This is a genomic window from Undibacterium sp. Di27W (assembly GCF_049340345.1).
Classification (GTDB): domain Bacteria; phylum Pseudomonadota; class Gammaproteobacteria; order Burkholderiales; family Burkholderiaceae_D; genus Undibacterium.
The window spans coordinates 28,057-48,458 of sequence record NZ_JBMPOS010000012.1 but is presented as its reverse complement, the minus strand read 5'-3'; the positions used below and the strand labels follow the sequence as shown (position 1 = coordinate 48,458).

The window sequence follows — 20,402 nt, the reverse complement described above, 5'->3', positions numbered from 1 at the left end:
ATTTTACGCTCGTTCTGCATAGTCTGTCGAATATACCCTTATTATTATACTGATAATTGAGCAGCATCATGCTTGTCACTTTGTTTCGTTTCCTTTCCATTTTTCCATTGTCGGTCTTGCATTTTTCCGGAGCCGCGCTGGGTTGGTTCGTTTATTTGCTGTCCGGTTCTTACCGCCGCCGCCTGAAGCAGAATATCAGCCGCGCCGGTTTTCCCGGCCATCTGCACGAGGCTGTGCGTGAGGCTGGCAAGAATATCCTGGAGCTGCCCTTCATCTGGTGCGCCAAACCAGAGCGGGTGTTAAAGACCGCAACCATAGAAAACTGGGAACTGGTGCAAACCGCGCTGGATGCGAAAAAAGGCGTGATCTTTTTGACACCGCACCTGGGTTGTTTTGAAATTGTCGCCCAGAGCATCGCGGTACGCACCCGCCTGACTGTCCTGTACCGGCCACCCCGCCAGGCGGCCTTAAAGCCGCTGATAGAAGGTGCCAGAGCGCGTGATAATCTCTTGCTGGCACCGGCAAACCTGTCTGGCGTGCGCATCATGGCCAAGGCCCTTAAAAAAGGCGAGGCCATAGGTTTGCTGCCTGACCAGGTGCCACAGGAAGGTGAGGGCGTCTGGGCCAAATTCTTTGGCAAGCGTGCCTACACCATGACCTTGTCGGCCAAATTGCATGGCATGACAGATGCACCCATCATCCTGACCTATGCTGAGCGCCTGCCCGGCGGGCGCGGTTATGTGATCCGTTTCGCGCCTTTTGAAGAAGAACTGGGCACAGACCCGGTGGCCCAGGCCAGCGCCATCAACCGCGGCATGGAAAAACTCATCGCCCGCTCACCCGCACAATACTTCTGGAGTTATAACCGCTATAAGAAACCGGATGGCGTCGACGCACCTGAATCCCGTTTTGATCAGGGGCAGGCATGAGGGCAGTACTGGGTTTGATGTGGATTTTGCACTGGCTGCCTTTGCCGCTGCTGGGCCGGCTGGGTGAGGGCGTGGGCAGCTTGCTCTTCATGCTGATCAAGAAGCGCAGGCATATCACGCTGACAAATTTATCATTATGTTTGCCGCAACTCAGCGAAGCCGAGCGTCTGGCCATGGCAAAACGGCATTTCCAGGTGTATGCCCGCAGCGTGCTGGAGCGCGGCATACTCTGGTGGGCTTCAGAAGCGCGCCTGAAGCGTTTGATACAGATAGACCCTGCTGTACCCATGGCGGCGATGGCAGATGGCCCTAGCATCTTGATGTGCCCGCATTTCGTCAGTCTGGATGTGGCGGGTGTGGCAGTCATGCTGGAATCATCGCTATGTTCCATTTATACCCAGCAACGCAGCAAGGTGTTTGATGCAGCGCTGCGCAAGGGGCGTTCGCGCTTTCGACCTGTGAAACTGTTTTCCCGTGCTGAAGGCGTCAAGCCCATCATTCGCGCCATGCGTGAGGGCTTGCCCTTTTTCATGTTGCCTGACATGGACTTTGGTGCCAAGGATGCCGAGTTCGTCCCTTTCTTTGGTGTGCCCGCAGCGACGATCACGGCAGTACCCAGGATAGCAGCGACTACCGGTGCCAAAGTGATACCCGTCATCGCTACTATCTTGCCTGACTACAAAGGCTGGAAAGTGACTTTCCACGAGCCATGGCAAAATTATCCGGGTGATGACATTGTGGCGGCTACGCGTTATATGAATGCCTTTATCGAGCAGGAAATCCTGAAAGCACCCGCTGAATATTTTTGGGCACATAAGCGTTTCAAAACACGCCCATCTGGTGAGCCCAGCGTTTATTAAATTGGCTTAGTGACGGCCTGGGCCGTCGCCTCAAATTCCTGTTGTAACCATGCCAAAAACGCCAGGCGGCGCTGGTCTTCATCAAAAGGCGAGGCTGACAGCAAGACATAGTCACTGCCATCTGCCAAGAATGCATGCGCTGCCAGCAATTGCCCGCTGCGAATTTCATCTTCCACCATATAAGCCGATGCCATGGCGATGCCCAGGCCAGCACTGGCTGCCTGCAGGCTCAGGTAAAAATGTTCATAGGTCGCCCGGCTTTTGCCAGTTGCAGTTTGCCCGCTGAGCTTTTGCCATTGCTGCCAGGCCCTGGGCCGCGTTGCCGTATGCAGCAGGCATTGCTGGTTCAGTGTTAGCTTGCCTGGTTTGAGCAGCTTGGGAATGCAGACCGGGGCGATCAATTCCTGAGCGACTTTCGCCACGTGGTAGTTTGCATCCCAGACAAAATCATTGCGCCGTAATGCCAGGTCTATATGCCCATGGCGCAAATCTACAGGCCCGCCAGCAGCAAATAAATGGATGTCCAGTTCTGGATGTCGTTGCCTGAATTTGCCCAGACGTGGTATCAGCCAGCGCATGGCGATGGTGGGTTCGCAAGAGACTACCAGAGGTTGCTCATCTATCTGCCTGAACTGACTCAACTGACTCAGCCCGGCCTCCAGCTGTCGCATGATGTCAGTGCAAGTGCCTTGCAGGCTGAGTCCGGCACGGGTTAAAAAGATGGCGCGGTTACGGCGCTCAAACAATTCTATGCCCAGGTTTTCTTCCAGTTGTTTGATCTGGCGGCTGACGGCACCATGGGTCACATGCAATTCTTCCGCTGCCTTGACCAGGCTCAAATGGCGGGCCGCGACTTCAAATACGCGTATGGCATTCAGGGACGGCAGGTGATTGGTCATATGTGAGTTTTTCTCAATGATATATCTGAGTATATATCGATTTTCATTATTGCTGTCTGGCTTCAGAATCTACCTATCCGTGATGATAGATCACGAATGAATATTTTTATCTTGAGGAAGAACATGACAGAACTCATCGCCGTCGCCATCATCACCATCCTGGCCGTGATCAGCCCAGGGGCGGACTTTGCCATGGTCACCCGCAACAGTTACCTGTATGGACGACGGGCAGGCCTGCTGGCCGCCAGCGGCATTGCATTGGGTGTGCAAGTCCATGTCATGTACACCATGCTGGGTGTGGGCCTGTTGATTGCCAAATCACCCAGTCTGTATTTTGCGCTCAAAATCATAGGCGCGATCTACCTGATCTACATAGGTTACCAGACCTTTTTTGCCCGCGCTGTCATCACTGCAGAAGCGGGTATTGGGCAGTCATTGAATAATCTGGCAGCCTTGCGTGCAGGTTTCATGACCAATGCCTTCAATCCTAAAACCACTTTATTTGTGGTCAGTACGTATACTCAGGTAGTGCAAATTGATACCAGCCTGGCAACACAAATCGGCTATGGCTTGTTCATGTCCTTCGCACACTGGATATGGTTCAGCCTGGTGGCTTTGTTTTTTTCAGATAGCCGCCTGCGCATGGGCATGCTCAGGCAGCAGGTAGTGCTGAATCGCTTTATCGGTGCGGTATTGATCGTGCTGGGTGTGTCGCTGGCTGGCTTGCCAGCCTTGCATTAAGCGTTCAAGCACTTTTTTCGGTAGATGACAATTCTGTACAGACCTGGTTGCGGCCTGATTCTTTAGCACGGTACATGGCCTGGTCGGCATTCAGGAACAAGAGTTCGCTGGACATGGCTGCATTTGGCTGCAAGCTGCAGACACCGATGCTGACGGTAACCCAGGCGGAACATGTTGAAGCTGGATGGGGCAATTGCCGGGCTTCGATATGGGCTTGTATCTGGCATGCCAGTGCATGGGCGTCGTCAAGGCCGGTACTGGACAACAAAATCACAAATTCTTCTCCACCGTAACGGGCTACCAGGGCATCTTGTGATAATGCGACAGTGCGCAAGACCTGGGCAACTTGTTGCAGACAACGGTCTCCAGCCTGGTGCCCGAGGGCATCGTTGTAGTGTTTGAAGTGATCGACATCCAGCAAAATCAGGGATATTTCATGCGCATTTTCAAGCGCACTTTGCCAGGCATTGTCCAGGCAGCTATCAAAATGACGGCGGTTTGCCACATTGGTCAACGCATCCATGCTGGCTTCCCTGCGCAGGGCATGTTCAGACAATTTATGGCGGGTAATATCATGCAACAAGCCGACAAATAATGGTTGCCTGACAAACATGGGCATGATGGATAAATCAACATTGAGCATGGCACCGCTATGATGTTTGATTTGTACTTCACGACTACCATGCTGCTGGGTTTGCATGGCCGTGCCATCGTGGGTAATGCGATCGAAATACTGGCGATATTCCTGGCTGGATGCGGTGTCCAGCAAAGCAAAGATAGAATGCCCGTGTAATTGATCTGGTGCATAGCCAAACAAGTAATCGGCCGCCGGATTGCTGGACTGTATGCGGCCATCCGCTTCTATGATGAGTAAGCCTTCTGCCATATTATTGACGATGGCGCGCATGCGTTCTGCCTGTTCTCTTTGCTCCAGGATGTAACTGCGTATCTGTAATTGTGTCTGTATGCGCGCCAGTGCTTCTTCCATGCGTAGCGGCTTATTGATATAGTCGGCGGCACCCAGATTGAAACCCTCGACAATATCCTGGGTATCAGTTTTTGCCGTGATGAAAATGATAGGAGTTTCCCTGGTCAGGTGGTTTTCTTTCAGTCTGCGGCAGGTTTCAAAGCCATCCATGCCCGGCATCATGACATCCAGCAAAATCAAATCCAGTGGTACCTGGGCAGCGACATTCAAAGCGCCCTGGCCAGAAGTGGCAACGAATAATTGATGTCCATGTGGTAAGAGCATGCCACGCAATACACCAATATTGTCTGGCATGTCGTCGACAATCAACAAGGCCATTTCGCGGTTCGTGGCGGGGTTGCTGCCTAGCTTAAACATGTTCAGGCCCTGTCATCAATTCACGCTCCAGACCGTCCATATCATATTGCATCAGATAATTAGTCAAATGGCTGGCCATGGCAGCTTCTTCTGTACCGCACTGCCTCAGTTCAGCCAGGGTGGATTCCAGCCCGCTGATCCAGCCCGTTTTGGCTGCTGTCAATAAACGCTCACGGAAACGCTCTGGTAACTTGTTCATGGCGGGTTTGGCCTGAGTTGCAGATGCAGCTTCTTCCTTGCTGGTAAAGTGCAGGCCCAGCTGCTTGTGAAGACAGGCATAAATAGTCTCGAATAAAAATGGCTTGCCTATGAAGTCGTCAAAACCTTCCAGCATATAATGTTCGCGTTCATGCAAAAGGGCAGAAGCGGTCAAGGCCACGCATTTTGGTTGCGGTTGCGGCCATTCCGTACGTATATGACGCATGGCTTCTATCCCATCCATGACGGGCATGCGGATATCCAGAAAAATAATATCGGCCGGGGCTGCCCGCAAACTCTCCAGCGCTACTGCGCCATTCTCGGCTTGCCTGACCGTGGCCCCCAGGCTTTGCAGCATGCGCGCCAGCACGTCGCGGTTTTCTTCTATATCGTCGACTACCAGAACGTTCAGTGCCTGGCCGGGCAACAGGCTGAGTTTGCCGTGCGCAGGGCGGCTGCTGGCCGGTATTGCATTTTGTATGCGCAGTAATTCCAGTTCAAAACAAAATCTTGAACCGTGATCAGGGGTGGATGCCAGTTGCAAGCGGCTCCCCATCAATTCGACCTGGCGATTGGAGATGGCCAGACCCAGGCCGGTGCCGCCGCGTTTGTTGTTGGGCTCAGCCTGATGGAAGGGCGCAAACACCAGGGATTGCTGTTCCAGTGGGATACCCAGGCCAGTATCCCTGACTTCGAAACTAAGTCGCGTATGATCTGGTTTTTCGCTGGCACTTTCCATCACGGTCAAAACGACTTCGCCGCAGTCTGTAAACTTGACGGCATTGCTGAGCAAATTCAGCAAGACCTGGCGTAGTTTTTCATTGTCACCCAGCAGGCAAGTCGCTGGTGTAAAGTTGGCTGCACAATGCCAGTGTATGCCTTTTTGCGCACAGCGCATGGCGAAGATATCACTGACTTCGGCGACCAGGTTTTCCAGGTCTATGGGGCCAAATTCCAGGGTCATGCGGCCTGCTTCTATCTTGGACAGGTCAAGTATGTCATTGATCAGATTCAGTAAATGCACACCAGATTTCTCTATCGGTGTAACGATGCTGCTCAATTCTGCAGGCAGACGCTCATCCTTGCTCAAGAGCTGGGCATAACCAAAAATCGCGTTCAGAGGCGTGCGTATCTCATGCGACATATTCGCCAGGAAGATAGACTTGGCATCATTGGCTTTTTCTGCGGCGAGCTTGGCCATTTCCAATTCATTGGTACGACGTATGACTCTTTGTTCGAGGTCACGGTTAAGCTCCAGCACTTCTTTCTGAGCTAGCCTGGCCTCGGTGACATCGGTGGCAACCACCACATATTGCTGAGGCTGATTATCATGATCCATGAAGGGGACGACACTGGTATTCATCCAGTAAGACTTGCCCAGGCTGGATTTTCCCGCCACCGTACCTTGCCAGATTTCACCTTTATCCATGGCCGCCCACATGTCATTCAATGCACTGGTAGTGGTGGATTGCAGGCAAAGATGATCAAATTTCTTGCCCATTAATTCGCTACTACTGCAAGCCGAGATACTGCAAAATTTGTCGTTGACGGCAAGGATATTGCCGCTGCGGTCTAGGATGACATAAATGGCATGCTGGTTCAATGCAGTTTCCAGGTTCTGGATTTTTTTCAGGGAGTTGCCCAGGGCTTTTTGTGCAGCCATCATCTCGCACAAATTATCATAGGCGCGCAAGGCACAGACCACCATGGTGAATAATTTTCCACTACCCAGCTCAGTCTTGCTTTTGTAATCGTCTATATCAAAATCCATGACGATGCGATGCTCGGGCACCAGCCCCGGCTGGCCAGTGCGCAAGACGATGCGCACCAGATGATTATTCAATTCATGGCGTATCCTTTTGACCAACTGTAAGCCAGCGTCAGAAGTCTCCATGATGATATCAAGTATCACCAGGGCGATATCCGGCGTATCACGCAAGATGGCAAATGCCTGTTCTGAACTGTAGGCGCTGATGAATTCAAAGCGGCGCTGACGGAAGTGCTGGTTTTCCAGCGCATAGCAAGTGGCGGTGTGGGTAGTGGGATCGTCGTCGACGATGAGTATGCGCCAGGGAGATGAGCACCTGAGCATTTCCTCTTCTGCGGAAATGACAGGCGAGTCGTCCAGATACTCTGCCGTATTTTCCTGTTCCTCTAAGGGCATATTTTCTCCTCAGTCGTCATATGGACTATGCGCTTGCCAATTACATCTCAATCGCGACGATGTGCTTTCCCATCTGACCATGCTGGGCTTGCAGGGCCGCGGACAAGGCCGCCAAAAGCTGCTGAGCAACCTGCTCAGGCTGCGGCACCTGGCTGGCATAGGCAATACTGATACCAGCCTCCTGGTCGCCAGCTGTGCTTGCGGCATGTGTGTTTTCTCTGAGCACGAGCATAAGTTCATCCCTGAGCGTGTGCGTCAGAAATGCACAGGCTTCCTTGTTTAATCCTGGCAAGAGCAGGGCAAAGTCATGCCCGGCGATACGGGCAGCCAAACCATTGCGACGATTGGCTAGTGCCAGCAAGCCCTGGGCAATTTTTTGCAATAACTGATCGCCTGCAGATTGGGCTGGTTGCAGATCATCATTTTCAAATTGATAAATGCGTATGAGTAAAAGGGAGGCCGGCATGGCATTGGACAGACAGTATTGCCAGCTCTGTTCCAGTATTTCTAGAAAACCGCGCAGATTGGCCAGCTTGGTCAGCGGATCGCAATCTGTCGCCCGCAAGCTGGCGAGATGCTGCAATTCGGGCTGGCGATCTCTCAGCAAGCCGACATAATGGCGTTCTTGTAAAAAGACCGAGGCCAGGGTCAGATCCATATTGATGGCTTTGCCGCTGCGATGCTGGACACTGACTTCGCTGGGGCCGCAATAAGGTGTGCTGTTGGCGGGGTGTTCACTTTTTTCGGTAAAAAAATTCAGATAGCTGGCGGGCTGATGTTCGCTAAAAAGTGCCGTGATGGATTTGCCAAGAACCTCATTGCCGGTATAACCCAGGCCAGTATGGCAAGCAGGATTGCTGAAAGTGATCTGGCCTTTGGCATCCAGCAAGACCACAGCCTCGGACATATTGTCGACGATGAGTTTGAGTTTTTCTGTCTGCTCTTGCTGTGCCATCAGGAAATGCTGTTTTTGCAAATGCATTTTTACCCGGATCAATAATTCTTCCAGTCTGAGTGGCTTGCTCAGATAATCTACGGCACCCGCTGCAAAACCCTTTGCGATATCTTCTGTGCTATTGGCTGCGGTAATGAAAATGATGGGAATGTGTGTGGTGATCGCCTCATTCTTGAGTCGCCTGCAAGTCTCAAAACCATCCATGCCTGGCATCATGACATCCAGCAAGATCAGGTCGGGCCGTATTTCATGTGCGATCAGCAAGGCCTGGGCTCCTGAAGTCGCAGCATAGATCTGGTAACCCGCCTGCTGCAATGCGGCATACAACAAACCTATATTTGGCGGCGTGTCGTCGACTATCAGTATGCGGTAGTCTGCAGCCTGGCCATGCTCTTCGCTTGAGGAATGATGACTCAAAACACGGACTCCTTTCACACCACGGTGATCGCTCAGTAAGCAATAACAATTTGCTTATTATCAGGGTTTAGCAGAGAAATATCTGGGTTTCAAGCCATATTCATGAAGTTAAAGATGGTTGACGTTGTTTTTATAGTGGCCTACAATCGCGGCACAGGTGCTGTAAGGGGCGCCTGCCCGCACAAGAGGCTCTCACCCTGCAAATGCACATCCATATTAATGTGATAATTGCCATGTTTCGTTTGACGTCAGCGGGTCGTCGATAAGCGAACTGGAGTTCATCATGTTATCTTCGTACTACCCCTCATTGTTCATCGCCCTGCAGCCCGGCTTTAGTGGAGCAACAGCATGAACGCACTTACTACAGAAATCAAAACTCGCGCCCGTTTATTGCAAAAACTGCTGGAGACAGGCAATACCGCAGCCAGCAAACGTGCGCTGATCCTAAGCCGCCAGCGTCATTGGGAAATCCCCGAGAGCTGGCAACTCAAGCATTGTATGAACCTGGCCGCCGCCGATGCCGGTTTCCAGAATTGGGAACACGCCCGTATCGTCCTCGGTGGCGAAGCCAAATCTTGTGAAGATATGGGTGACTTCTGGCATGGCCCTGAGGTGTCTGTCTTTATCAATCACTGGTATGCCAGCTATGCCGAAGCCCAGGAGCAATTGCGGATGAATGAGGCTGGCTATTTACTGCCCTACCGCAAGCAATACCTGGTCGTCACCACAGATTATCTGCAAGCCCTGGGTGTCAGTGCTGCTGCTGAAATTTGGGATGCTATCGGGCGTGATCTGGTACAGGGCTATGGCAGCGCAAGCTGGCTGAACCTGGCACAGCAGCGCTTGCAAACTAGTCGTACCGAGCGTTTCAAGGCGAACTGGGATGCCTCTCAACTCATGCTGGATTTGCAATCGACTGAAGTTGAGGCCGAGCGGGTGATGAAATCTTTCGTCAAGGACGGGCGGCTGGTGAGTATTCCTGAACAGCGTAAAAAGCGGCTGGTGATTTTGCGCTGGCTGGTGGAGCAATTACAGTTTGAGCAGCGGTATGTGGAAGCGGATATCAATAGCTTCTTGTTGCAGTTTCATTCTGATTTTGCGACCTTGCGGCGGGAGTTTATTATGAATGGTTTGATGGAGAGGGCGGAGGGGGAGTATTGGAGGGTGTGATCGGCATCTTGGTATTTTGATGCAGATGGAATCCACGGTTTCGACATGCATGCCGAGCTGAAAGAATTCAAATTGACGGCAATAAAGTTATCGTCATTCCACCGGGCTGGCGCTCCAGCGTGCTTTTGGCTGGAATCCAGTGGCGTTCGTTGCATACTGTTAGGTATATTAATTCAGATTCTTAGTGTTTCGCATATCTGTTTTTGAAATACTTTTACACGTCATTTAAGATCGCCGGTCGGGGGTAGCCCGACAGCTACATACCTTTCTTGCGTCGCCAAGAAAGGTATGCCAAAGAAGGCGACCCAGGCATAGCACTCCACTGCGCCGCTTGCAAGCGGCTTAGATGTTAGCAGCGCAAAGCATGCTTTGCGAAACCCTGCCAACATCCCCTGCGGGGTTCCCGTTTGTGCAGTACAAAAAATGGGAAGGCCCGAAACTCGCTTCAGCCTTGCTCTTAGGAACATGCGCTTGCAAGCGCATGCCGTTACGCAGGCGGACAGCATGCTGTCCGAAACCCCTGCTACACCTCAAACAGCGGTCCTTCTTTTTCCATTTTCTGTATTGCACAAACGGCGGCTACACATGGGAACTGCGAAAAGTCAAAAGCAACGTCAAATTCAACAGCAACATCAAATTCAACAGCAACGTCACCACGACCGACACTCATATTTTTCGCAATCAGTTGCTCACCAATTAGCCCTACTTCACCCCAACCTGCAAAGGCAATCTAACACTCACCGCCAAGCCCCCACCCTCACGATTGTCAAAGCCCACTTCCGCATGCAGTTGCAGCGCCAGTTGCGCCACGATCGCCAGGCCGAGGCCAGCGCCACCGGTATCACGGTTACGGGACGATTCGAGCCGCACAAAAGGTTGCATGACGGCGTCCCACTGGTTTTCGGGGATACCTGGGCCTCTGTCCTGTACGGTGATGACTGCACACTGCTGATCACTGCCCAGGACAACTTCCACTTCACTGCCAAACTTCAGGGCATTGTCGATGAGGTTGCTGAGCAGGCGGGACAGGGCCAGGGGGCGGGTTTGTATGATCTGGCTGCTATTGCCAATCAGGCTGACATGTTGGCCGGTGTCGCAATAGTCTTGTACCAGGCTGCCTGCCAGTGCATCGAGATTGATCTTGCTGCTGGCTTCCTGGTCGGCTTGCAGTTGATTCTGTACCTTGGCATAGGCCAGACCCTGTTCTACCAGTTTTTGCATGGCTTGCAGGTCAGCCTGCATTTTTTCCCTATGCGTATCGTCGTCCATGAGTTCGGTACGCAGGCGCAGGCGGGTGATGGGGGTTTGCAGGTCGTGGGTGATGGAGGCCAGGATTTGCATGCGTTCTGCCAGATAAGTGTCTATGCGTTCTTGCATGTTCTGGAAGGCGGTTGCAGCACGAAATACTTCTCGCGGCGCACGGGCAGGGAACTGTGGCCTGGCACCGGGCTTGACCATGGCATCGGCTGCTTCTGCCAGCATGGCCAGCGGGCGGGTTGCTGTCCTGACTGCCAGCCAGGTCGCCAGCATGATGATGGCCAGCTGTACGCAGAGCAGCGAGAACATGTTCCATTGTATGGTGTATGGCGTTGCCGTCAGGCGGACGGTGATAGGCGAGCCATCACTCATGGCCAGATGCAATTGCAGGATTTTTTTTTCGTTTTCCGTGCGCACGCTGATACGGATTTTTGCCGGATGTTCCAGATTGTTTTTGATCGCCTCTATCGCCTCGTTGGCAATGTCCAGGTCTATGCTGTCTGTCGCATTCGCGGGGGCCGCTTGCAAAGTATATTCATAGTTGTTGCGGGCCAGCTTATCCAGCCAGGCCTGGCGTTCGCTAACCGGCAGTCGGTCAAGAAATGAAATCGCATTGGCGACATCCTTGCCTACTGAATAAACCATATGATTTTTCCTGACCTGCATTTTGTCCCATTGCGACGAGGCAAATGAGAGTGCATAAGCCATCAGCAGGGCACTGAGTAAAATCAGGCACAGGCGACCAAACAGGGTGTGCGGCCAGTGCGGGCTTTCTATGATGTGCATCAGGCTTCCTCAGGTGCGGTAACCTGCGCGCAAAATACATAGCCTTCGCTGCGCACGGTTTTGATATAGCGTGGTTCGCGCGCATCGTCGCGCAAATGCTGGCGCAGGCGGCTGACCAGCAAATCGATGGAGCGCTCGAACAAGTCAGCATCGCGGCCCTGGGTCAGATTCAGTAACTGGTCACGATTCAAGACTCTTTGTGGATGCTCGACAAAGACTTGTAGTAAACGGTATTCAGCCCCGCTGAGTGTCACCATGACGCTGTCTTTGTCGAGCAGATGGCGTGCCAGAGTGTCTAGCTGCCAGTCGCCAAAATGGAGCATGGCCGGTGGTTTTTGTTCGCGCAGTTTGGGCGGTAGCATACGTGTGCGGCGTAATACGGCCTTGATCCTGGCCAGCAATTCCCGGGCGGCGAAAGGTTTGGTCAGGTAATCGTCAGCACCCATTTCCAGTCCCACGATGCGGTCGGTTTCTTCTGCGCGTGCCGTCAGAAAAAGCAGAGGTATGGTTTTGTGCGGGCTGGAGCGTAATTCACGGCACAGGCTTAACCCGTCTTCACCCGGCATCATGATATCAAGCACGATGAGGTCTATGGTATTAGCTTCCAGCGAAGCGCGCATTTGCTTGCCGCCTGCCGCCGTGCAGACCTTGTTGCCATTCTTGCGCAAGTACAGGGCAGTCAGTTCGCGTATTTCTGCATCGTCGTCAACGATGAGGATGTGGTCCGGGGAGTCAGTATTTTCCATGTGTCGGGCTTTGTGCTCATTCTATTCACTACGCTCATAGGGCTTTATAGCCTAAATCGCGACAGAGGCAAAATCTTTTGTATCCCAGTGTATCTGGCTGCCTTTGACACATATAGAGATGCAAATAAGGCATTTCCTGACATCAGCCAGATACCTTGCGCCTGTCTAATGACATTGCCGTGATGATTTCATCACCTTTATAACCCAAGGAGAACTGACATGAAAAAACAAATGATCGTTATCGCCACTTTCGCCACCTTATTGATGAGTGCCTGGTCTGTACAGGCACAGCAGGCAGGTTTGTCTGATTACTACCTGGCACCTGTGGAAGCTGAAATCCAGGCCAACAGTCAGGCCAATAAGCCAGGTGCAGTCGCTGGTACCTGGCTTACCCAGAGCGGTAGCCTGGAAGTGCAAATCAGCAATTGTGGCCAGGCCTTGTGCGGTAAAGTCAGCAAGGTCAACGATGCGGGTAATATAAATAATATGGCGGCCATGGGCGCTACTCCAACTTCCGTACCCGCAATACCTGTGCTGGGCAAGACCATCATGGAAGGCTTTACCCCAGGCAAGGCTGACACCTGGTCAGGCAAGATTTTTAACCGTGCCGATGGCCAGACCTATGCCTGCCAGATGCGTATGTTGAGTGCGAATGAGCTGGAGATTCTCGCCTACAAGGATACGCCAGAAAATGGCCGCAGCCAGGTATGGACCAGGGTATCCAATACCATCACTGCACAAAAATAAAAAATGGGACATCACACTGGATGTCCCATTTTATTTTTTACATTGAGGCTGGCTTATTACTGACTTATTGCTTGCTTACGGCAGCAATTCAACCTCACCCGGCAATAAAGTATTGGCTGGCAAGGCATCGAGTTGTTTCAGGCGCTCATAATAAGGCGTGAAATCCGGTGCCGTGCCATCAAACAATTGCTGGAAATTGTCGATGACAAAATAAGTTTCCTGGAAGCTGTCTATTTTGTACAGGGTTTGCAGGCAGCGTTCTATTTCAAGATGGATATGGCGCGAAGGCGTACCCGGCTTCAGGCAATATTCGACCTCGCCACCAGATGACAAAATGCCCGCACCATAGATGCGCAAACCCTTGTCTGTCTTGATCAGGCCAAATTCCACGGTGTACCAGTACAGGCGCGCCAGATAATCCAGACCACCCAGCTTCATCGCTTTCAAACCACCCTTGCCATATAACTGCATATAGTCGGCAAAAACAGGATTGAACAGCAGCGGCACATGACCAAAATAGTCGTGGAAGACATCGGGTTCAACGATGTAATTGAATTCCTCAGGCTTGCGCAACCACACAGTGATGGGGAAGCGGCGGTTGGCCAGGTGTTCAAAGAAAGTCAGCTCAGGGATCAGGCCAGGCACGGCGACGATGCGCCAGCCAGTGGCGGCAAACAATTCTTCTGAAGTGCGTTCAAAACGCGGGATGCCACCAGAAGCATCCATCTTGTGCAGTGCTTCTATGAACTCGTCGCAGGCACGGCCAGGCAAGAGTTCCATCTGGCGCTGGTAGAGCTTGCGCCACAATTCATGTTCTTCTTCTGTATAGGCGTCCCAGTCTTGCTCGACGACGTATTGCTCGTCGGCCTTTTCATAATTGCCACGCAAGGCAGCGCCATTGGATTTTTCGGCAACGGTGGCGAGGAAATCGTCGTTGCTGACGGTAGTGTCAGCAGTAGTGGAAGTAGCGATAGTATCCATATTTTTCAGCGAAAAAGGCCGGCATCATGATGATGGCCAGCCTCCTTCAAGTCTCCATTAGCTGTTGGCGAAACAAAGTTTTAATGCCTCAGGCAGTTGTTTCGTCTTTGATGACGCCACGACGGATCTGATCCAGCTCAATAGATTCAAACAGGGCGCGGAAATTACCTTCACCAAAACCCTGGTCGCCTTTGCGCTGGATGATTTCAAAGAAGATAGGGCCGATGACCGTGGTTGTGAAAATCTGCAACAGCAATTCACGTGATGTTTCTGTGCTCTTGCCATCCAGCAGGATGCGCAGCTTGCGCAATTCTTCCAGGTTTTCACCATGGCCAGGCAGGCGGCGGTCAACCAGGTCATAGTAAGTATCGATGGTGTCCTGGAACACGACGCCATTGGCTTTCATGCCGCCGACTGTGTCATAGATATTGTCTGTACCCATGGCGATATGTTGCACGCCTTCACCGTGGTACAGGTCCAGGTATTCAGCGATCTGGGATTTGTCGTCCGAAGATTCATTGATAGGAATGCGGATTTTGCCGCAAGGAGAAGTCATGGCTTTGGACTTCAGACCTGTGTGTTTGCCAGCGATATCGAAGTAACGGATTTCGCGGAAGTTGAACAGAGTTTCATAGAAATCTGCCCATTCCTTCATGCGGCCACGGTGTACATTGTGGGTCAGGTGATCGATGTAAGTCAGGCCCTTGCCAACAGGATTGGAATCCACACCAGGCAATGCCACGAAGTCTGCGTCATAGATACTGATATTGCCGATGGCACCTGTATCTGCACCATCTTTGCCATGCCAGCGGTCAACGAAATAAATCAGGGAATCACCGATGCCTTTGATGGCAGGGATGTTCAGTTCCATAGGGCCGGTTTTATTGTCGAAACCCCAGGCACCCAGTTCCAGTGCGCGCTTGTAGGCAGCATTGGCATCCTTGACGCGGAAAGCGAATGCGCAAACAGACTGACCATGTTTGCGGGCAAATTTTTGTGCGAAAGAATCAGGTTCTGCATTGATGATGAAGTTCACACCGCCCTGGCGGAACAAAGTCACATCCTTGGTGCGATGCTTGGCGATCGCGGTAAAACCCATGGTGACGAATAATTCGCCCAGTGCTTTTGGATCTGGTGCCGCGTACTCGATAAACTCAAAGCCATCGGTACCCATAGGGTTTTCCCAAGTTTGGAAAGTCATGCCTGTCTCCTCAGTGTGATCATCAGTATTGCTGCATCAGGCTAGTTTGAAGTCTGGCTTTGATGTAGCTCAAGCTCTCAGTATAGTCTGCGAAACGCGCCATATAATTGCAAAATAACCCAATACTTCATTGATTTGAGCAATAATATTGCTTAATTTATTTGGTATGGGGCAGATTATGCTTGAAGTTGAATTGGACAAGATAGACCGCAAGATACTGGCGATTTTGCAGGCAGACGGCAGGCTGACCAACCAGGAAGTGGCCGAGCGCGTTAATCTCTCGCCTTCCCCTTGCCTGCGCCGCATCAAGCGCCTGGAAGACAGTGGGGTCATCCGCAAATATGTAGCCTTGCTGGAACCCGCCAAGATAGGCCTGGGCTTGCTGGCCTATGTCAATGTCAGGCTGGAGAAACATAGTGACGCCCCTGGCAAGGGAGCATCACGCTCGCCGCGCGATGATTTTTCTGCCTCGGTAGGCCAATGGCCAGAAGTGGTGGCCTGCTATGCCATGACGGGCGAAATGGATTATCTCTTGCGCGTGCATGTAGAAGACATGAATCACTTTTCACGTTTCATGATGGAGACCCTATTGCGTCACTCAGCGGTACTCGACGTGAAATCCAGTTTTGCCTTGCAGCAAATCAAGGATACGACGGCTTTGCCGGTCCTTGTTGGCAATTAATTATTCAGTAATTAATTTCTTTAAATGCAACATTATTTTAATGGTACGCTGGAATCCCCGCAGCTAAAGCGCTTAAAAACTGGAAAGGAAGTCAAAGATGGACAGGTATGAAGTCACCAAAAAAATTATCTCGGTCAAAGTGGCACAGAAGATGAAATGGGCAGATATTGCCGCAAAAATCGGCCAGAGCAAGGAGTGGACAACTGCCGCCATGTTGGGCCAAATGACCCTTAATCTGCAACAGGCTACCGTCGCCAAGGAATTGTTTAGTCTGACCGATGAAGAAACAGCCTGGCTGCAAATTGTGCCCTACAAAGGTTCCTTGCCTACTGCTGTGCCCACAGACCCTTTGATCTACCGCTGGTATGAAATGGTTAATGTCTATGGCTCCACCATCAAGGAATTGATTCATGAGGAATTCGGTGACGGCATCATGAGTGCGATAGATTTTTCCATGGACATACAGCGCGAAGCTGACCCCAAAGGTGATCGCGTGAATGTGGTCTTGAGCGGGAAATTCCTGCCTTATAAATCTTATTGATTTGAACCCGAGTGTCCTCTCGAAGGCCGGTGCCATCATGCATATTGTTCATGTATTATTGAGGCACTTTATTCCAAAGGGCATGCGATGAATTCCAAGGTGGATGGGTATGTGGCCAGAGCAAAGCAGTGGCAAGAAGAAATAGCCGAATTGCGAAAAATCGCCCTGGACTGTGAATTGACCGAAGAGTTAAAGTGGGGCACGCCCTGCTATACCTCACAAGGTAGCAACATAGTCTTGATCCATGTATTCAAGGAGTATGCAGCCCTGTTGTTTTTCAAAGGGGCTTTGTTAAAAGATCCCAAGAATATCCTGATCCAGCAAACAGAAAATACCCAGGCTGCGCGCCAGTTGCGCTTCACCAGTGCACAAGAAATAGTGAAGATGAAAGCCACGATCAAAGCCTATATTGCCGAGGCGATCAAAGTAGAAAAAGCTGGCTTGAAAGTGGATTTCAAAAAGACAGAAGAATTCAGTATGCCTGAAGAATTCCAGCAAAAGCTGGAGCAGCACGCAGATTTAAAAACTGCTTTCGAGGCACTCACACCAGGGCGGCAAAGAGCCTACCTCTTGCATTTCTCTGCTGCCAAACAAGCCAAGACCAGAGAAGCCAGGGTAGAAAAATGCATGCAGAAAATTCTTGAGGGGAAGGGGCTGGATGATGAGTGAATGGATGGCGTCCAGCACACAATAGATATTTGCGACAAGTTAATATTTTTTGCTACCTTCATTCGCTAAATTATGATTGCAGGCCGGTGGTAGACCGGCGGCTACCCACCTTTTTGCTTCGCCAAAAAGGTGGGCCAAAAAGGCGCCCCAGGCGTCGGCGCCCCTGCGGGGTTCCCGTTTATGCGGTACAAAAAATGGGAAGATCCGAAACTCGCTTCGCTCAAACATCGGCTCTTCTTTATCCATTTTCTGTACCGCACAAACGGCGTCGACACATGGGAACTGCGAAAGTCAAAAGCAACGTCAATGCAACCCATAGCCTAATTTTTGGCTACCATGTAAATCAACATTTAAGACATGCTCTGTGATGAAAGGTCTTAAATCAACTACTTCGAACTACCCTTCCCACCCGGCAAATACCTGAGCCATTTGGCGGCGGCGCGGGCATTGGCTTTGATGGTGTAGTCTATCGTGGCGACTTGTTCCTGCATGGCTTCTTTCAAGATACTGGCAGCATTGGCGGGCAGGATTTTGAGGTAGGCGTCGGCTTCGCCGTAGGCGCGATGGATTTCCATGCCGGCTTTTTTGGCGATGTGTATCATGGTCTGGTTGGATGACAGACAATGCATGTACAGGGTGTCAACATCATCATTGCGGCAGTGGATGGCGCCGCGTTCAAACAGCTTGGAACCTATGCCCTTGCCGCGGGCATTGCCCGAGACTGAGACACCAAATTCTGCCACCTTGTCCTTGTTGGTGTGTTCATCATCTTCACTACGCGAAGCATAGGCCAGATGACCAACGCCCACGATATTGAAGCGATGGCTGATGACACCAAACACCTTGTCGCGCGAGAAATCTATGCCTTCTACATATTTTTCTATCATGGCATCTGGCAAATAAGTGCCAAAGCGTAGCAGACGGTCACTTTCTTCGAGGCCGAGAAAGTGTTTCAGGATGCGATGCCTGTCCTTTTCTGATAATTCCTTGACGAAAACAGTGGATCTGGATGATTTATTGGCAGGATCTAGCAAGTGTTTGGGATCTTCTGGAAAAACGTCGGACGCATTCATGGCAGCTCCTTATGGGTAGCTTTTGTGCAGTGCACAATGCATTGTAGATGATCTGTTTCGATTATTCCAGAAAAGCGTTTTATTTGAGAATAAAACTTCTATTCCACTTGCCTCAGTCAGTGGCAGCCTCCAGCGCCGCTATTCTGGCTGCCCGTATGGCAACAGGAATTTGTGAGGGCATGCTGGCATGCTGGCTGGCAATCTCGCCACCATTAACTTGTTGAGCCAGTTCCAGTGCCCTGGCTAGCTGGATTTGTGGTTCATAGGCGGCATCTGATTTGACCTCTGACTTGCCAAATAAGCAGGCAGCCGCGCTCAATAACTCCAGGAAACGCTGGGGTTTGCGATAGGCGTCACAGCGACCTAGCAGATCAATCTGGTCTGCTGCTGACATGTTCATGGCCGCCTGGATGTGCAAATGCTCACGTGCCAGCATGATGGCCAGGTCGCGGCAATCTGCCGGTACTTTCAGACGCTGGCTAATCGCATCGGCAAGGGCAGTGCGCTGCTTTTCCTGGGCAGGAGTGCTTGGATCGCTTGTTTTTGCAGTAGTCAGATCGTGCAGGAGTACGGCATAGCGCGTCGTCAATGGGCATGCCGCTTGCGCCGTTGCATCCAGCAATTCCATCAACTGTGTGGCGGCTGGGCCAGACCATAAGGCATCTAGCTCAGGCAACAGGCGTTGCAGTGCGCCGCAACTGCGCAGCACTTCAAACATGCGGGAAGGACGTGCTTCCATGAGGCCGCGTGAAATCTCTTGCCATACGCGCTCTGCTACCAGAGCATCGACTTCACCGGCAGCGACCATCTCTTGCATGAGGGTGGTGGTTTCTTGCGCCACACTGAAATCCCGCGGTGGTATGGCAAAGCGGGCGGCAAAGCGGGCCAGGCGCAAGATGCGTACCGGGTCTTCACAAAATGCCATCGATACATGGCGAAAAATACGGCTCTCCAGATCCTGCAGGCCGCCGTAAGGGTCGATGATGGTGCCATCGTCATCCTGGGCCATGGCATTGATGCTGAGGTCGCGCCGTATCAAATCCTGTTCCAGTGTTACATCGGCATCGGTATGGAACACGAAGCCTTTATAACCAGCCGCAGTCTTGCGTTCTGTGCGGGCCAGGGCATATTCTTCATGCGTCCTGGGATGCAGGAATACCGGGAAATCTTTACCCACAGGCAGGTAGCCCTGGGCCAGCATATCTTGCGGGCTGGCGCCAACGACGACGAAATCCCGGTCTTGCACGGGGTAGCCCAGCAGTGCGTCGCGCACTGCACCTCCAACCATATATGTCTTCATACTATGTCTTCATACTCACTGCTCAGTCGCCATGGCGCTTGTCATGGCCAGGCATGAATTCTGTTTCCAGCAAAGCTTCGCGTACCCACAGGGCCACGGCTGGATGGGCAATGACGCGGTCGACATAGGCTTGCAATGCTGGTGCCAGGGAGACGCCATAGGTACGAAAGCGCATGACTACCGGTGCATAAAATGCATCGGCGATAGAGAAAGCACCGAACAGGAATTCATGCGCGCCATACAGGGCCAGGCAATCTTCCCAGATTTCGCTGATGCGGCCTATGTCTGCCTGCGAGCCTATGGTGCGTCCCTTGCCAAACAAGTCGGCACGGATATTCATGGGCATGTCAAAGCGCAGGGAAGAAAAACCGGAATGCATCTCGGCGCAGATACTGCGCGCCGTGGCCCGGGCGGCAACATCTTCCGGCCACAGACTGAGGATAGAAAATTGCTCGGCCAGGTATTCGCATATGGCCAGTGAATCCCAGATCGTGATTTCGCCAGCCAGCAAGACAGGCACGCGACCAGCAGCAGAATATTCGGCGATGCGGTTGGTGGTATCTGGCTGGTTCAGCAGTATGCGTATCTCTTCAAAAGGAATGCCAAACGCCTTCATCAACACCCAGGGCCGCATGGACCAGGACGAATAATTTTTATTGCCTATCACCAAACGCAAACCGGCACGGTGCTGGTCCAGCAGGGCGGCTAGTGCAGGTTGCATTTCTGTATCTTGCATGATGT

21 protein-coding genes are annotated in these 20,402 nt (G+C 51.8%); 8 read left to right on the top strand and 13 right to left on the bottom strand.

What is annotated here, in order from left to right; genetic code table 11:
- Positions 1–68: 68 nt before the first annotated feature.
- Together ACO0LF_RS21995 and ACO0LF_RS21990 are read left to right on the top strand one after the other, a co-directional pair.
- A complete protein-coding gene (locus tag ACO0LF_RS21995; protein ID WP_423017925.1) occupies positions 69–929 on the top strand; it encodes a lysophospholipid acyltransferase family protein in 861 nt (286 codons plus the stop codon).
- A complete protein-coding gene (locus ACO0LF_RS21990) occupies positions 926–1,789 on the top strand; it encodes a lipid A biosynthesis acyltransferase (RefSeq protein ID WP_423017923.1) in 864 nt (287 codons plus the stop codon). Before ACO0LF_RS21995 ends, ACO0LF_RS21990 begins: the two co-directional genes overlap by 4 nt.
- Here the strand turns inward: ACO0LF_RS21990 and ACO0LF_RS21985 are convergent.
- Positions 1,786–2,688, bottom strand: coding sequence for a LysR substrate-binding domain-containing protein (locus ACO0LF_RS21985; protein WP_423017921.1), 903 nt, complete (start codon positions 2,686–2,688; stop codon positions 1,786–1,788). The genes ACO0LF_RS21990 and ACO0LF_RS21985 overlap by 4 nt on opposite strands.
- Before the next feature lie 123 nt (positions 2,689–2,811).
- On the opposite strand from ACO0LF_RS21985, the gene ACO0LF_RS21980 reads away from it, so the two are divergent.
- Entirely contained in the window at positions 2,812–3,429 is a 618-nt protein-coding gene (locus ACO0LF_RS21980) for a LysE family translocator (RefSeq protein WP_423017919.1), read from the top strand.
- A 4-nt stretch (positions 3,430–3,433) separates the two neighbouring features.
- Here the strand turns inward: ACO0LF_RS21980 and ACO0LF_RS21975 are convergent, their stop codons facing one another.
- The 3 genes from ACO0LF_RS21975 to ACO0LF_RS21965 are packed head-to-tail and all read right to left on the bottom strand — an operon-like array spanning position 3,434 to position 8,508.
- The gene (locus ACO0LF_RS21975) at positions 3,434–4,774 is read right to left on the bottom strand and encodes a diguanylate cyclase domain-containing protein (protein WP_423017917.1); all 1,341 of its coding nucleotides are present in this window, start codon (positions 4,772–4,774) and stop codon (positions 3,434–3,436) included.
- Entirely contained in the window at positions 4,767–7,136 is a 2,370-nt protein-coding gene (locus tag ACO0LF_RS21970; protein WP_423017915.1) for a response regulator, read from the bottom strand. The genes ACO0LF_RS21975 and ACO0LF_RS21970 overlap by 8 nt, the downstream gene beginning before the upstream one ends.
- A 40-nt stretch (positions 7,137–7,176) precedes the next feature.
- Complete coding sequence (locus ACO0LF_RS21965; protein WP_423017913.1) at positions 7,177–8,508, bottom strand: response regulator; 1,332 nt, start codon at positions 8,506–8,508, stop codon at positions 7,177–7,179.
- Between the two features lie 348 nt (positions 8,509–8,856).
- Here ACO0LF_RS21965 and ACO0LF_RS21960 point away from each other — a divergent pair, with 348 nt between their 5' ends.
- The gene (locus tag ACO0LF_RS21960) at positions 8,857–9,678 is read left to right on the top strand and encodes a DUF2087 domain-containing protein (RefSeq protein WP_423017911.1); all 822 of its coding nucleotides are present in this window, start codon (positions 8,857–8,859) and stop codon (positions 9,676–9,678) included.
- A 523-nt stretch (positions 9,679–10,201) separates the two neighbouring features.
- On the opposite strand, the gene ACO0LF_RS21955 is transcribed toward ACO0LF_RS21960, so the two are convergent.
- Genes ACO0LF_RS21955 through ACO0LF_RS21945 form a run of 3 tightly spaced genes read right to left on the bottom strand, consistent with a single transcriptional unit; the run spans position 10,202 to position 12,467 of the window.
- Positions 10,202–10,348 carry a hypothetical protein gene (locus ACO0LF_RS21955; RefSeq protein ID WP_423017909.1) on the bottom strand — a complete coding sequence of 49 codons (147 nt, stop codon included), beginning with the start codon at positions 10,346–10,348 and terminating at the stop codon, positions 10,202–10,204.
- Between the two features lie 32 nt (positions 10,349–10,380).
- Positions 10,381–11,721 (bottom strand): ATP-binding protein, encoded by a 1,341-nt coding sequence (locus ACO0LF_RS21950; RefSeq protein ID WP_423017907.1) that lies wholly within the window; start codon positions 11,719–11,721, stop codon positions 10,381–10,383.
- A complete protein-coding gene (locus ACO0LF_RS21945) occupies positions 11,721–12,467 on the bottom strand; it encodes a response regulator (RefSeq protein WP_423017905.1) in 747 nt (248 codons plus the stop codon). Before ACO0LF_RS21945 ends, ACO0LF_RS21950 begins: the two co-directional genes overlap by 1 nt.
- A 219-nt stretch (positions 12,468–12,686) precedes the next feature.
- On the opposite strand from ACO0LF_RS21945, the gene ACO0LF_RS21940 reads away from it, so the two are divergent.
- Positions 12,687–13,214: a DUF2147 domain-containing protein gene (locus ACO0LF_RS21940; protein WP_423017903.1), complete on the top strand. Its 528-nt coding sequence runs from the start codon at positions 12,687–12,689 to the stop codon at positions 13,212–13,214.
- 75 nt (positions 13,215–13,289) lie between these two features.
- Here ACO0LF_RS21940 and phhA read toward each other — a convergent pair whose 3' ends face one another.
- Both phhA and hppD read right to left on the bottom strand, forming a co-directional pair.
- Positions 13,290–14,195 carry a phenylalanine 4-monooxygenase gene (gene phhA, locus ACO0LF_RS21935; RefSeq protein WP_423017901.1) on the bottom strand — a complete coding sequence of 302 codons (906 nt, stop codon included), beginning with the start codon at positions 14,193–14,195 and terminating at the stop codon, positions 13,290–13,292.
- 88 nt (positions 14,196–14,283) lie between these two features.
- Positions 14,284–15,396, bottom strand: a complete 1,113-nt coding sequence (gene hppD, locus ACO0LF_RS21930) for a 4-hydroxyphenylpyruvate dioxygenase (protein WP_423017899.1) — start codon at positions 15,394–15,396, stop codon at positions 14,284–14,286.
- Positions 15,397–15,574: 178 nt separating this feature from the next.
- Here hppD and ACO0LF_RS21925 point away from each other — a divergent pair, with 178 nt between their 5' ends.
- The 3 genes from ACO0LF_RS21925 to ACO0LF_RS21915 all read left to right on the top strand — a co-directional run bounded on the left by ACO0LF_RS21925 (position 15,575) and on the right by ACO0LF_RS21915 (position 17,288).
- Positions 15,575–16,078 (top strand): Lrp/AsnC family transcriptional regulator, encoded by a 504-nt coding sequence (locus tag ACO0LF_RS21925; RefSeq protein WP_423017897.1) that lies wholly within the window; start codon positions 15,575–15,577, stop codon positions 16,076–16,078.
- A gap of 97 nt (positions 16,079–16,175) precedes the next feature.
- Positions 16,176–16,619 (top strand): cyanase, encoded by a 444-nt coding sequence (cynS, locus tag ACO0LF_RS21920; protein ID WP_423017895.1) that lies wholly within the window; start codon positions 16,176–16,178, stop codon positions 16,617–16,619.
- A gap of 87 nt (positions 16,620–16,706) precedes the next feature.
- The gene (locus ACO0LF_RS21915) at positions 16,707–17,288 is read left to right on the top strand and encodes a YdeI/OmpD-associated family protein (RefSeq protein ID WP_423017893.1); all 582 of its coding nucleotides are present in this window, start codon (positions 16,707–16,709) and stop codon (positions 17,286–17,288) included.
- Between the two features lie 39 nt (positions 17,289–17,327).
- Here ACO0LF_RS21915 and ACO0LF_RS21910 read toward each other — a convergent pair whose 3' ends face one another.
- From ACO0LF_RS21910 to ACO0LF_RS21895, 4 genes are all read right to left on the bottom strand, one after another.
- Positions 17,328–17,534: a hypothetical protein gene (locus ACO0LF_RS21910; protein WP_423017891.1), complete on the bottom strand. Its 207-nt coding sequence runs from the start codon at positions 17,532–17,534 to the stop codon at positions 17,328–17,330.
- 140 nt (positions 17,535–17,674) lie between these two features.
- Positions 17,675–18,361 (bottom strand): GNAT family N-acetyltransferase, encoded by a 687-nt coding sequence (locus ACO0LF_RS21905; protein ID WP_423017889.1) that lies wholly within the window; start codon positions 18,359–18,361, stop codon positions 17,675–17,677.
- Between the two features lie 112 nt (positions 18,362–18,473).
- On the bottom strand, positions 18,474–19,661 hold the full coding sequence (locus ACO0LF_RS21900) for a multifunctional CCA addition/repair protein (RefSeq protein ID WP_423017887.1): 1,188 nt from the start codon (positions 19,659–19,661) through the stop codon (positions 18,474–18,476).
- A 22-nt stretch (positions 19,662–19,683) separates the two neighbouring features.
- Positions 19,684–20,397, bottom strand: coding sequence for a glutathione S-transferase family protein (locus ACO0LF_RS21895; RefSeq protein ID WP_423017885.1), 714 nt, complete (start codon positions 20,395–20,397; stop codon positions 19,684–19,686).
- Between the last annotated feature and the right edge of the window lie 5 nt (positions 20,398–20,402).